The organism is Veillonella sp. CNR 79/14 (assembly GCF_003992185.1).
Taxonomy (GTDB): domain Bacteria; phylum Bacillota; class Negativicutes; order Veillonellales; family Veillonellaceae; genus F0422.
Genome location: NZ_RQVH01000032.1, coordinates 1 through 13912, shown reverse-complemented (window position 1 = coordinate 13912; position 13912 = coordinate 1). Strand labels below are relative to the sequence as shown.

The following is a 13912-nucleotide window of genomic DNA, read 5'->3' as shown; positions in this document are numbered from 1 at the left end:
TATGGTGACCCGTGGGGGAATCGAACCCCCGATACCGCCGTGAAAGGGCGGTGTCTTAACCGCTTGACCAACGGGCCATGTAGTAAATGGTGACCCACCCGCGACTCGAACGCGGGACACCCTGATTAAAAGTCAGGTGCTCTGCCAACTGAGCTAGTGGGTCATAAAATGGCAGGGGTGGATGGGATCGAACCATCGCATGTCGGAGTCAAAGTCCGATGCCTTACCGCTTGGCTACACCCCTGTGTTGTGGGGTGAGTAATGGGGATCGAACCCATGCATAACGGAGCCACAATCCGCCGTGTTAACCGCTTCACCATACCCACCACAGGATATTTATTCTGTTTAGCACTGTCGTGCCTTAGAACGATATTTAGTATATCAGTTAATTTTTTTTGTGTCAACCACTTTTTAAAAAACTTTTTTAACTGCTATCATATCTCATCTTCGATACAAAGTAATAAAATTATTGCTCTATCGCTGATGTTTTTAAAGTATATCAAAAAACTTTTTACATGTAAACCCCTTTTTTCATTTTTTTCATTTTATAACTAAATAGAGAAAGTTAAGGGTTTCCTAACTTTCTCTATTCTCTATATTCTTTTAAGGTATCATTATCTCTATTAATAGTTTACATCACATATCAGTTGACCTTATTGTGTATGTACTATCTTTCTTCTTAAATTAATTTAGCTAAATCATTTAAGTTTTCAGCCATTGTAGGATGTGTAAAGATTTGGTCACGTAAGTATGTATACTTAATATCGTTGTCCATGGCCATTTTAATAATGTTAATTAACTCTTCAGAGTTTTTACCAAATAAGGTAGCTCCTAGGATTAAACCAGTGTCTTTGTTAACCGTTAATTTAAATACACCGCGTGGATCTTGGTTTACTGCATGACGCGGCATATTATTTACTGGTAATGCCACTGTCACAGCACTTGGATATTGTGCTTTCGCTTCTTCTTCATGTAAACCTACATGGGATAAAGCAGGTGTAATGAAAGTAGAATATGGCACGTGTGCACGATTCCCTAACTTATAACTTTCATCCCCATGTAACACACGATTTACAATACGGAAGTCATCTAAAGACACATAGGTAAATTGTTGTCCACCGTTCACATCACCTACAGCAAATACATTAGGAACAGCCGTCATTAATGTATCGTCTGTTACAATGGAGCCATTAGGACGAACTTGAATATCCGTATTCTCTAAGCCAAGACCTTCTGTATTCGCTTTACGTCCTGTAGCATGTAACAACGCATCGAAAACGAACTCTTCTCCACTCTCAGTCACTACTACTACAGTATCACCTACGTTTTTAATTTCTTTGGTGACAGCGTTAAAGTGGAATCGAACGCCATCTTCTTCTAAATATTGTTGTGCCAACGCAGCTACATCTGCATCTTCACGTTTTAAGATTCTGTCCCCACTTTCAAAAGCTGTTACTTCAGCACCTAAACGTGCGTATAAATTAGCGAATTCAATGCCAATGTTACCGCAGCCAATGATACCTAATCGTTTTGGCAATGTAGGCAACGCTTGCAACTCAGTACTGTTATATACAAATTTAGATGTAGATAGACCTAAAATTGGAAGTACTACATTAGTAGCCCCTGTATTGATGATGATAATTTCAGCTGTCAATATTTCCACGCCATCTGCTGTTGTTACTTCTACTTCTTTATTGGAAGTAAATTTACCATGACCAGTATACACGGTTACATTCGGATTGGATGTTAACATGTTTAAGTTCTTTGCATTTAACTTTCCTACTACTGTATCACGAGTTGCCTTTGCAGCTTCGTAGCTTTTGCCTTTATCCGCACCAACAATCATCGTTTTTGTAGGGATACATCCGATGTTGATACATGTACCACCATACATAGCTGGATCTTGTTCAATTAAAGCGACTTGTTTTCCTTCTTTGCCAAATGTGGCAGCTAATGTTTTACCAGCTTTACCAAAGCCGATAACGAGTAAATCATATTGTTTCATTATTGTCTCCCCTTTTGTTAATTCACATGAATAGAAGTCTATTATATATTTCATTAGTAAATACAATATTGTTCTTATTGTATACCTATTTACTAGGAATTTCAATACCATGTATCACAAATATTTTTCTAGCTCCATAGTTTCAACAAGTTTTTTAACTAGCTGCACTTAGATACTGTATTTTAATATATCTACTTACTGATAAAAATATCATGCGTTTACCTATTATTTATGAACTTGCCCTGTTCGGTTGTATAACCCATACGCAAAACTAGCACTTTCACAAGGAAAGTGCTAGTTCGTCACTCACTATAGCACTCCTAGGTAAAAAGTTTATTCTGCAATTCGAGCTTGTAAATATTGTTTTACAAATGTTGGCAATACGAATGCAGATTTTTGGATGCCATAGTTATAGTATTTAGTTGTAAAATCTTGGGCACGATTTGGATCCCATTCTAATGGGTCATGTTTCTTAGATCCCATAGTAAAGCAATGCATACCTGTTGGATATAACGGAATGAATGCTGTATATAGGCGAGTCACAGGGAAATGTTTATTTACATAGTAGAATACATCAGATACTAGTTGTTGATGCATTACTGGAGATTCTGTTTGTTGTACAAATAAACCATCTTCCTTCAAGGCACGATATGTATTTTTGTAGAATTCTTCTGTAAATAAACCTTCACCAGGTCCGATTGGGTCAGAGCAATCTACGATAATCACATCATAGAAGTTTTCTTTTTCCGCTACATGACCAATACCATCACCAATGGTTACCGTCAATTTTGGATCTTGGCGAATCATAGCGTCAGCAATAGATGGCAAATATTGTTTTGCCAATTCCACTACTTTACCATCAATTTCTACCATTGTCACTGTTTCTACACAGCTATGACGTACACATTCTCTAGCTACACCGCCATCACCGCCACCGATGATCAATACATGCTTAGGGTTTGGGTGCAAGAATAACGGAATGTGGCTCATCATTTCATGATACACAAATTCTTCTCGTTCTGATGTTTGAAACACACCATCCAACACAAGCATATTACCATATTCTAAACTATGAGCGACTTCTATGGTTTGAAAGTCGGATTTTCCAGAATATAAAATTTCATCCACTTCTGCGCATAATGCAAGATGAGGGGACTGTAATTCTTTAATCCATTGTGTCATTTCTTACTCCTCACATTGTGACTGGATGTATAAAAAAGCTCCACCCAGTAAATTATCTCGTAACCAACGGCGTAGTGAAAAAGTTCGTTCCATACCTTCATCATAGACAACACATCGTGTGTCATCATGATTAACTTGCATAGATACGATAGGAACCCAATGCCATGTAGATAGGCCTTCTTCCTGTCCACGATGACGATTTAAAAAAGCAACAGGACAATTTTGTTCCAGTCCACGTTGTATGAAAGCCGTTACTTCTTCCACCGTATAAACGCTTCCTTTCAGAGGGAAAATCGGCAATCGTTTCACATTATAAGACAAGTTGTTATCTGCCATATATTGGTTGACACCTTGTTCCCACCAAGTACTTTTATAGAGCCCCCCACCATAGCGAGGGCGCACGTATTCCCACACTTGATTCATGCGTACCAAAGCTTGGTCTCCGTCTGCTACAGTTTCTAGTGGTAAATGACCATCGCGAAAGAGGACATAGGAAATCACTTGTGCCGCCGTTGTAGGGCCACAACCTGCTAACCGTTTCCAAGCATCTTCGTACCATTCTTGGTCATACCCATAGGAAAAGTTCCCATCCTTTTTCACTTGTAACCATTCAGGATGTTCAATACGATAGCGTTTGATTCCTGCCATTAGTCTTCTACTACCTCAACAGTTTGCATGCGGTCACCTTGTTGAATTTTATCTACTACATCCATGCCTTCGATGACTTGACCGAATACAGTATGAACGCCATCTAAATGAGGTTGTGGTTCATACACGATAAAGAATTGGCTACCCCCTGTGTTAGGTCCACGATGTGCCATGGATAAAGCACCACGAACATGTTTATGTGGGTTATCTTTAGTTTCGCATGGAATTGTGTAACCAGGGCCACCTACGCCAGTACCCATTGGGCAACCACCTTGAGCCACAAAACCAGGGATAACACGATGGAATTTCAAAGTATCATAAAAACCTTCTTTGATTAATTTTTCAAAGTTAGCTACTGTACCAGGAGCTTCATTTTCAAATAATTCGATAACAATGTCACCGTATTCCATATGAATAATTGCTTTTTTCATTACTGTACCTCCAAAAAAGTTCTAATTACATGACCCGCTAAATGCAATCCTGCTACAGAAGGAACAAATCCACAGGAACCTGGACTTCTTGAATCGTCATCTCGATTCGGTGTCATCGGTTGTTCTGTAGAGAATAATACAGTTTGCTTTTTAATGCCACGACGACGCAATTCTTTACGCATAACTTTCGCCAATGGGCATGTATGGGTCTTACTAATATCTGTAATCTTCAATTGATCAGGCCACATTTTATTGCCTGTTCCCATAGAAGATATACAAGGTATATTTCTATTATAACACGTTTCGATGATAGATAGTTTAGCACTTACCATATCAATGGCATCAATGACAAAATCCGGATTAATATCGGCAATGAAAGTAGGATGACTTTCACCGGTATATACCATATCATAAGCCTCAATATGTAGATCAGGATTGATTGCTAAGGCTCTCTCTTTTGCGGCCTCTACTTTACGTTGACCTACCGTGCTAGGCAAAGCAATAAGCTGACGATTAATATTGCTCACCGTCACTTGGTCACCATCGACAATAATTATATGCCCTACGCCAGAACGAACCAATGCTTCTAGGGCAAAGGAGCCTACTCCACCGCATCCAAAAAGAAGGACTTTTTTACCTTGTAGGGTTTTAATTTTTTCTTCTCCTACCAACCATTGTAAGCGCGTTAACATATGTTCCATATTAATAGGCTCCTGCTGGGATAATTTCAGTCCAATATCCATCTGGATCAGCAATAAAATAAATGCCCATCGCTTCATTCTCATAGACAACGCAGTTCATAGCCTTATGTTTTGCTAACGCTCCTGCATAATCATCTACATAGAATGCCAAGTGGAATTCATTATCTCCTAAATTATATGGACGATCCCAATCACGTAGCCATGTCAATTCTAATCGATGTGGATTGGTACCGTCTCCTAAATAGACAATTTTAAAGGATCCATCTTCCCCATCGATATGACCGACTTCTTCTAACCCCAAAGCTTCTTTATAAAAGGCTAAACTTTTGTCCAACTCTTTCACATTAATATTATTATGAGCAAAGCTAAATTTCATACTTCCTCCTTAATTCCTAGTAAATAACAGTATTATTCTAACATAGGTACTACGGGAATACAATCATTGCACTTGAAAGTAGGCTCTGCTTCCCTCATCGGTTTTTGTTACCACCAAGTGTGCACCAATTTGTTGTTGTAATTCTGGCACATGAGATATGATGCCTACCAATCGTCCTAGGGATTGCAATGCTACTAGTGTTTCCATTGCCACATCTAAAGTATCTGGATCCAAGGTTCCAAACCCTTCATCAATAAACATGGTATCCAAATGAATACCTCCCGCATAAGATTGAATGACATCCGCCAATCCCATAGCTAAACCTAAGGACGCTAAAAAGGTTTCTCCTCCAGACAACGTATTGGCAGGGCGGCTTGCCCCTGTATAGGCATCAAAGACAGCAATATCCAACCCCCGTGCGCCGCGACCTCCTTCTTCTATCGATCTTTCCAATCGATAGCGACCACGACTCATATCATGAAGTCGTAAGTTCGCTGCACTTAACACTTCTTCCAGGATAGCACCTAGTACATAGCGTTCAAAGCTGACCCCTTTTATACCTGAATCACCGCCATTGGCTAAATCAGCTAAGCCGAAGATAAAGGCTCGACGATCTGACAATACTTTAGTGGAATCTTCCAACCCAGTAATTTCTTGTATTGTCTTTTCTTTAGCTAGAACTTGAGATTTCAGGGTACCAATAGTTTCCCCCAATTCTTTTAATTCCTGTTCTATTGTTTCCACAGCACCCTTGGCTATTTCCTCTGGCACTGTAGTATAGTTGGCTAAATCACTTCGCACTTCTTCTAACAGAGAGCTTAGTCGCAATGTTTCGTTGCTATAGACACTAAAGGTTTCTTTCCATGCTGTCAATTTATCAAATGCATGAGATTCCTGTTTAAATGCATCAATGGTAAGAGATTCCGCTGCTAACACTTGCTCGATTTCCTTGTCCAAGAATTCTATATCCTGCGCCATGCGATCCTGTTGTTCTTTAATAGTCCCTATTTCTGTGATGAGCGCCACCTTTTGTTCTTGGCTAGCTTGACGCGCGGCTTCTACCTCTTTACGGTCCGCTTCATACCGTTTCAGAGAATCTGCGAGATCTTTCACCTCAGCCGTATACGTTTCCACCGTAAAAGGAGCTATACTCTTTTCAATACGATGCATTTCTGTTGTCATGTGGTGAACATCTTGTTTAATCGTCTCTATCTGACCAGCTAAAGTAGTCAATTCCAGTTGTTTTGTATGAAAGTTAGCTTCTTCTACATGTATTGCCTTCTGTAATGTTTCTAATCTTTCTTCCAATTCTACTTTAGTGGTTTCAGCAACAACTAACTCATTTTGTATCGTTTTAAACGCTTGGTCTATGGTTTCTATATCTGCAGATGCCTTCCACCATTGGAGGCGTTCAGCTACCCTATCTATGTCCTTGACTTGTATAGCCGATTCCAACATATTCCCCAAGTGAATAATAGCTTTTCTTTGCACACCTTCTGTTACATTTGGATAGCTTTCACATAAACGATTCCATTCTTTACTATATCGTTCTACTTCTTCTTCACTGTGGCTTAGCTTGGTTTCTATCGTTGCCACCTGTGTTTGACTAGCTTGGAACTCTCTGCGGAATCTATCTACCGTTTCTCTAACAATGTCTTCTGACGGGGCTTGTGCTAGTTGTGGATGTTCTAAGGAACCACAAACAGGACACGGCGCATCATCTTCTACTTGCAAACTCACTTCATATGCTTGGTGTTGTCGTAATAACTGCTCATTATGATGATATAGACCTTCACGAGTCTTACAGACCTGTCGTTCTTCCTCCAACTGTTGAATATGAAGATTTCTAGCATCCCAAGCAGTTTGGAGTTTGTTAACAACCCCCTTTAAGGAATCCCACCAACTCCGCAGTTCACTGGTACATAATTTTTCCTCACCTAAGGAAGCATAATTTTGTAACTCTGTCTTTATACCTTCTAATGTTTTACGATGCAACTCCAGCTCTGCCTGACTTGTAGTTATCTCCTGTTGTAGAGCCTGTTGTTGCTCCACTTGCTGTGCTTTCGAAGCCTCTATATCAGTCCTTTTTATCACAAGTTCGCCATACCGCTCCACCTCTTGTTGCAAGGCCTGTAATTGGTGGTATTGCTCTTGTTGCTTTGCATACGTTTCCTCTTGAGCTATTAGCTGTTTCCACTTAGACTCTAAGGTTTGTAAACTTCCTTCCACGGACTGCAACGATGTTTTCAAGGCTTCTAATTTTTCATTGTCCGTTCTGAAAATATCTTGCAATTTCTCATAGTCTTTCATAGACCTCCGAACTTCTTGCAACCGTTCCCAACGGCTAATAGCCTCCCCTAATGCAAGATGCGCCGACTCTCCTTCTTGATGAGTAACCAAGGCTTGACTGTATTGATCTTTGCGCGATACTAGGTTGGCATAGGTTTCGTACTTAGCATAGGCTGTTTGCAAAACATCGCACTGCTCCTGTTTCTCCTTACGTTCTTTTTCACGAATCCCTAATACAGCACGTTCTTCTTCCGTCAATGCCACTAAGTCCTGTAACGTATCTACTGTGTAGGTACTCAATAAAAACTCAACCTTTTGCAATGTATCTTGAATCCCTACGGTAAATTTAGTCAATTCTTCCTTCAATACATCTTGCATGCGTTTATACACAGAGGTTTTAAAAATCGTATGTAGCAATACTTCCCGTTCTGATGTGGGGGCTACTAACAATTTTCTAAAATCACCTTGCGGTAATAGGACAACTTGCAAAAATTGATCTACACGAAATCCAATGATCTGTTGTACATAGTCACGAATTTCTTGGGCTTTTGTAGCGAGTAATTTCCATTCTTCATCAATCCATTCACTGATAGAAGCAGTTGCTAATACCGTTCTTGTACCAGTGCCTCGTTTTTTCTGTAATTCTTGTTTTGGAGTTCGCTCCATCCTATATCGATGATCACCTACTTGAAACTCAAACACCACTGATGTAGGTGTAGTAGCATCTGCATAATCGCTACGCATATCAGATCCATCACGAAGGCCACCACTGGTTTGACCATATAGGGCATATACAATGGCATCCAATATACTTGTTTTTCCTGCCCCTGTAGGACCTGTAATCAAAAACATGGATTGATTTGCCAATACGGCAAAATCAAGGATTACTTTCTTAGGATACGGGCCAAAGGCAGTCATTTCTAATCGTAAGGGTCTCATGCTTCTTCCTCCCTTAATACACGATGCCACAAACCTTCCATATACTCTAATTCTTCTTGTGAAAGTTCTTCATTACGAGCTTCCTTAGCAAATTGGGCAAATAAATCTTTCTCATTTAATTCCTTGAATCGTTTAGCACCTGTTGTATCTCGCACCACTTCCATACGACCTACTAATTCTAATCGCATACAATATGGAAATACCTTTCGCAAGCGGCGCATTCCGTCCACTACAGGTGCCGTATCTAACAATCGTACTTCCACATAATCATTATGATGCCGTGTATGAAGACTTTCATCTGCTAGCAAATCGTCAAAATATCCCGTCAGGCTCACAAATTGGCGGCGTCCTACAATAGGAATCTCACTGATTGTTGTAGCTCCTTTGCCGTCTATATCAACAATAGTGAAACTTTTACTATACCCTACCTCGTCAAAGGAATAGGTCAACAAAGATCCACTGTAGCGAATATGGTCCACCCCAATCCGTTGTGGTCTATGCAAGTGACCTAAGGCAGTATATGTAAAATCTTTGAATACCGTTGTTGGAACTTGCCCAGAACCTCCTACTAACAGAGGCCGTTCCGACTCACTTTCAGCACCACCTGCCACAAAAGCATGAGCCATACAAAGACTGCGGTGCCCTTTAGAGCAACGCTTCGCATAATATGACCAATGTTCATAGGCATCTGCGATAGTCCAATTATATGTATTTGTATCAACACCTAACGCACATTCCGCAGTACCGACAACAGAAATCTCATCATTACCTTTATACGAAGAGTTGTCTAAATTTACAATATCTTCATTACTTAAAGAGGCAAATAAATCTGCCGATTCGCATTGCGTTCTATGTTTTTTAGATGCCTTAACAGATTCGATATGCTCTGTTATTTCTATCTTTTCATTTCCAACACCTTGCCGATTCAGAGCACTTTGCATATCACGCACTTCTCCATAGGGTAATGCCCATACATCGAGTTGACCGTGCCCATCTTGGAATGAGATGGGATTTATCCCTTGGTGAGCATGGCCTAACAAATGGATACCATGAGTTTCCCAAGCACTGTGACCCATCGCTAAGCGTGGTCCACTATCGTGATTACCTGAAATGGCCACCAAAGGAATATTCTCGCTAAAAGCCAATCGATGGAGCACGGAATCCCATAATTCAATGGCCTCAATAGGTGGCACTGAGCGATCAAAGACGTCCCCACTGAGGAGCACCAGATCAATCTGTTCTTCTTTCAGTAAAGGGAAAAATTGATGATCCAATACATAGGCTTGGTCCGTTGTTAAATGTTCGTTATAAAATAGTCGTCCTAAATGCCAGTCTGCTGTATGTAGTATGCGCATACTTACACCTCGTTTGCGTAAATCTCCCGTAAGATAGAAATTTCTTTCGCATATCCATCTAGTTCATTTGGCGTTTCTAGATAAAATGGTAAATGACGTAATTTTGGATGGGTAATGAAATTAGCAATGGCCTCAATGCCAATATGGCCTTCCCCAATTTTTTCATGCCGATCTTTATGGGCTCCCCTAGGATTTTTGGAATCGTTCAAATGCACCGCATGGATTCTGTCTATGCCTACAAAATGGTCAAACTCCTCCAAAACGCCATCTAAATTTTCAATGATGTCGTAACCACCTTCGTGGATATGGCACGTATCTACACAAACTCCGATATATTCTTTATATTTCACGCCGTCAATGATGCGCGCTAGTTCTTCAAAATTACGACCTACTTCTGTTCCTTTTCCCGCCATAGCTTCTAATAAAACTGTCGTCTTCATACCTGGAAAAATCACTTCATTCAACATATCTACGATGTATTCGATGCCTTGGTCTACGCCTTGTTTCACATGGCTACCAGGGTGAAAGTTATATAAATGGCCTGGTAAATATTCCAGTCGCTCCAAATCTTCTCTCATAGAGTTTTTCGCAAACTCACGCAAGCCTGGATCCGCTGCACATGCATTCAATGTATACGGTGCATGGCCTAGCAATTTGCCAAATTGATGTTCTTTCAGGAACACATCTAAGGCTTTCATATCTGCTTCATCAAAGGCACGTGCCTTGCCGCCACGTGGATTTCTCGTAAAATATTGAAATGTATTGGCACCAATGGATAATGCTTCCTTTCCCATATGTAAATAGCCTTTGCTGATGGATAAATGACATCCGATTGTTAATTGACTCATATATAACTCCTTCTCTTGATGATTCACTATCTTACTTGTAAGTATATCATGTTATGACTATCTCTTTACAGGCATAAAAATAGAGGACAATTGTTTATATAAGCAATTATCCTCTATTTCTTTTACATGACTAATTAATGTGAGCTTTTATGCAAACATTCTGGACAAATGCCTTCAAAAGACACATGAAGTCCTGTAATTTCATATTCACTGTGGCGCGCCACTTCTTCTCTTAGACAGTTTACTTGTACATCATGTAAATCATTAATACGATTACACATTGTACAGCGTACATGCGGATGATTTCTTGTATCCCAGTCATAACGGCTACAATCATCGCCCAAGTCTAAGACGCGAACTAAACCAATGCGTTCAAAAATCTCCATCGTTTTATATACAGTCGCCAAGCTCATACTTGGATGGTCTTCCCGCAAACTTTGGTAGATCATTTCCGCAGTGGGATGGTTGTTTTCTGCGTAAAGAACATTATAAATGGCAATACGCTGTGGTGTCACTTTATAACCTTCTTCTCGCAATTTTTGTGCAATATCCATAAAGCACATCCTTTCCACTTGGAAGCTTAACTGTGAGATTAAAATACTATTACTCTATCTATATTATATCAGAAAGTTCATTCCCAAACAATAATCAGAATTGTTTAATTTTAAATATCGTTACTTAACGAAATTATTCTTTAAAATACGGCTTGAAACCGCTACCTTGATGCTTTTGTTGTTTTTGTCCATCACGAGAACGGCGCTCTCCACTATTGGAACGTTGACTACGATCGCGAGAGGAACGTCTTCTATCTCCGTCACGACGATCATCACGACGGCGACCATCTCTACGACGATCATCACGGCGACGGCCATCTCGACGTCCACTGTCACGGCGACGACGTATGCGAAGTGGCGCTTCTTCTGTAATGCTAACAGGAGTTGTATCTGGCTCTTTTGTCAACAATTTCAAAGCAGCTGCTAATAATGTAACAGAATCGATATCATTCAATAATTCTTCTGCACTAGAACGATAGCTTGCTAATTCTTCACGATTATCTGCTAAAGCAATCAATTTCTCTACGGCAATTTTTTGTTGTCCTTCTAATACTTCTCCCAAAGATGGAGCTTTACGACGAGCAATCTTGCGTTTTGTCAAACGTTCAATGGCATGTAAATGCTCAATTTCACGTGGAATAACGAATGTCATTGCCACGCCCGCTTTACCAGCACGACCTGTACGACCGACACGGTGTACATAGCTTTCAGGATCTTGTGGCAAATCGTAATTATACACATGCGTAACGCCACTAATATCTAAACCACGAGCCGCTACGTCTGTAGCTACTAAGATATCGATAGTACCTTCACGGAATTGACGAATCACAGAGTCACGTTTTTGTTGAGACAAGTCACCATGAATACCTTCTGCCATGTAACCACGTTTTTTCAATGCTTCTGTTACTTCGTCTACACGACGTTTTGTACGACCGAACACGATAGCCAATTCTGGCGCTTGGATATCTAGTAAACGGCACAATACATCAAATTTTTGACGATCTTGTACTTCGATATAATATTGTTCGATTAAATCCATTGTTACTTGTGTTGGTTTCATACGGATTAATGTTGGCTCTGTTAAGTATGTTTCTGCCAACTCTTGGATTGCTTTTGGCATTGTAGCAGAGAACAATAATGTTTGACGCTCTTTTGGAACAGCTGTCAAAATTTTATTGATATCATCTACGAAGCCCATGTTTAACATTTCATCCGCTTCATCCAAAATGACAACTTTTACATGGTCAAAAGAAATAGATTTTCTCTCCATGTGATCCATTAAACGACCAGGTGTCGCTACAATCACTTGTGGATGTTTTTTCAACATACGGAATTGACGTCCAATATCTTGTCCACCATAGATTGGTAAGGCTTGAATGTTAGTATGTTGCGCCATTTTATTTAACTCTTCCGCCACTTGAATTGCTAATTCGCGTGTGGGTGAAAGAATCAATACTTGTGGATCTTGGATTGTTGGATCCACTTGCTCTAACGCTGGGATACCGAAGGCAGCTGTTTTACCAGTACCAGTTTGTGCTTGACCAATCATGTCTTGACCGGACTTCGCCGCTGGAATGGCTTCACGTTGAATCGGTGTTGGTTCTTCAAATCCCATGTCGTTTAAAGCTCGTAAAATGGGTTCGCTAATTTGTAAATCTTCAAATTTAATTTGCATATATGAAAGGGTCCTCCTTTAAAATCTTGTTATGTATTATGCGAATTAGTATATTATATCACACTGGGCATCGGTTTGTATATCAAAGTATGATAGAGCACTATATGTTTCAATCCTTCACCATGAGGTTCCCTATTGTACTGACCATTATTTCATGGTATACTTTAACGGTATACACGCGCCTATAGCTCAGGGGATAGAGCACCGGTCTCCGGAACCGGGTGCGCAGGTTCGATTCCTGCTAGGCGCACCATTGATATTAAAGGATTCTCACCGTTGTTGAGAATCCTTTTTTTGCATTTGAGCCCAATTTTGAGCCCAATTTGAGCCCAATTTGAATTGAGTTTTGAGCCCAATTTTGATTTCCAGCTTCATTTCTTTGGATGCATAATTTTCCAGAATTAAAAGTAGAAAAAATAAGAACAAGTCGAAATATAACTCATCTGAAATTTACATATAATAAAAAGGCTTCTGATTAGAAGCCTTTTTATGTATCTTATTTGCTTTTTGCTAATTCTTGTAACTCTTCTTTAGAAAGTGCTTTATCTTTGACTTTATTGTAAATATTACCATCAGATTCTACAATTTTACTTTCTTTAATTTTGTAAAATCCATAGTCAACTTCTAAAACTTCTTCTTTTAATTCGCCTGTATTACTTTTAAATAAATCTGTTTTATTTTTTTTATCATAAAAATATCTATTAACAATAAACGTTTTATTTCCTTTTCTTTCTACAGAAATATATGTATAACCATTATCACTAGCCCACGTTCCAACAAATTCATCAGCTACACTAGATGAACCACAGCCAGTAATAAGTGCGGTAACTGCTAAAATGACAGCTGCTAGTAAAATAGATAATTTTTTCATATCCTTTCTCCTTTTTAAAATGATATTGGATTGATTGT

12 protein-coding genes and 5 tRNA genes are annotated in these 13912 nt (G+C 39.6%); 1 reads left to right on the top strand and 16 read right to left on the bottom strand.

Annotated features, from left to right (window positions below; all coding sequences use genetic code 11):
• Window positions 1–2: 2 nt before the first annotated feature.
• The 15 genes from EO119_RS07710 to EO119_RS07640 all read right to left on the bottom strand — a co-directional run bounded on the left by EO119_RS07710 (window position 3) and on the right by EO119_RS07640 (window position 13003).
• Window positions 3–77, bottom strand: a tRNA-Glu gene (locus tag EO119_RS07710).
• 10 nt (window positions 78–87) lie between these two features.
• Window positions 88–163 (bottom strand) — tRNA-Lys (locus EO119_RS07705).
• A gap of 6 nt (window positions 164–169) precedes the next feature.
• Window positions 170–244 (bottom strand) — tRNA-Gln (locus EO119_RS07700).
• Between the two features lie 6 nt (window positions 245–250).
• Window positions 251–326 (bottom strand) — tRNA-His (locus EO119_RS07695).
• Window positions 327–679: 353 nt separating this feature from the next.
• Window positions 680–2005, bottom strand: coding sequence for an FAD-containing oxidoreductase (locus tag EO119_RS07690; protein WP_126941331.1), 1326 nt, complete (start codon window positions 2003–2005; stop codon window positions 680–682).
• 333 nt (window positions 2006–2338) lie between these two features.
• Window positions 2339–3187 (bottom strand): polyamine aminopropyltransferase, encoded by an 849-nt coding sequence (gene speE, locus EO119_RS07685; protein WP_126941329.1) that lies wholly within the window; start codon window positions 3185–3187, stop codon window positions 2339–2341.
• A gap of 3 nt (window positions 3188–3190) precedes the next feature.
• On the bottom strand, window positions 3191–3835 hold the full coding sequence (locus tag EO119_RS07680) for a hypothetical protein (protein WP_126941327.1): 645 nt from the start codon (window positions 3833–3835) through the stop codon (window positions 3191–3193).
• Window positions 3835–4266, bottom strand: coding sequence for a peptidylprolyl isomerase (locus EO119_RS07675; protein ID WP_062401770.1), 432 nt, complete (start codon window positions 4264–4266; stop codon window positions 3835–3837). The genes EO119_RS07680 and EO119_RS07675 overlap by 1 nt, the downstream gene beginning before the upstream one ends.
• Window positions 4266–4967, bottom strand: coding sequence for a ThiF family adenylyltransferase (locus EO119_RS07670; protein ID WP_126941325.1), 702 nt, complete (start codon window positions 4965–4967; stop codon window positions 4266–4268). The genes EO119_RS07675 and EO119_RS07670 overlap by 1 nt, the downstream gene beginning before the upstream one ends.
• A gap of 1 nt (window position 4968) precedes the next feature.
• Window positions 4969–5343, bottom strand: a complete 375-nt coding sequence (locus tag EO119_RS07665) for a VOC family protein (protein WP_126941323.1) — start codon at window positions 5341–5343, stop codon at window positions 4969–4971.
• Between the two features lie 63 nt (window positions 5344–5406).
• The gene (locus EO119_RS07660; protein WP_126941321.1) at window positions 5407–8571 is read right to left on the bottom strand and encodes an AAA family ATPase; all 3165 of its coding nucleotides are present in this window, start codon (window positions 8569–8571) and stop codon (window positions 5407–5409) included.
• Window positions 8568–9926 carry an exonuclease SbcCD subunit D gene (locus tag EO119_RS07655; protein WP_126941319.1) on the bottom strand — a complete coding sequence of 453 codons (1359 nt, stop codon included), beginning with the start codon at window positions 9924–9926 and terminating at the stop codon, window positions 8568–8570. Before EO119_RS07655 ends, EO119_RS07660 begins: the two co-directional genes overlap by 4 nt.
• A gap of 2 nt (window positions 9927–9928) precedes the next feature.
• Window positions 9929–10774: a deoxyribonuclease IV gene (locus EO119_RS07650; protein WP_126941317.1), complete on the bottom strand. Its 846-nt coding sequence runs from the start codon at window positions 10772–10774 to the stop codon at window positions 9929–9931.
• Window positions 10775–10908: 134 nt separating this feature from the next.
• The gene (locus tag EO119_RS07645) at window positions 10909–11328 is read right to left on the bottom strand and encodes a Fur family transcriptional regulator (protein ID WP_126941315.1); all 420 of its coding nucleotides are present in this window, start codon (window positions 11326–11328) and stop codon (window positions 10909–10911) included.
• A 133-nt stretch (window positions 11329–11461) separates the two neighbouring features.
• Window positions 11462–13003: a DEAD/DEAH box helicase gene (locus tag EO119_RS07640; RefSeq protein ID WP_062401790.1), complete on the bottom strand. Its 1542-nt coding sequence runs from the start codon at window positions 13001–13003 to the stop codon at window positions 11462–11464.
• 178 nt (window positions 13004–13181) lie between these two features.
• Between EO119_RS07640 and EO119_RS07635 the strand changes: the two genes are divergently transcribed.
• Window positions 13182–13256, top strand: a tRNA-Arg gene (locus EO119_RS07635).
• A 243-nt stretch (window positions 13257–13499) separates the two neighbouring features.
• On the opposite strand, the gene EO119_RS07630 is transcribed toward EO119_RS07635, so the two are convergent.
• On the bottom strand, window positions 13500–13912 hold a 413-nt coding region (locus EO119_RS07630; RefSeq protein WP_206168800.1), incomplete at its 5' end, for a hypothetical protein.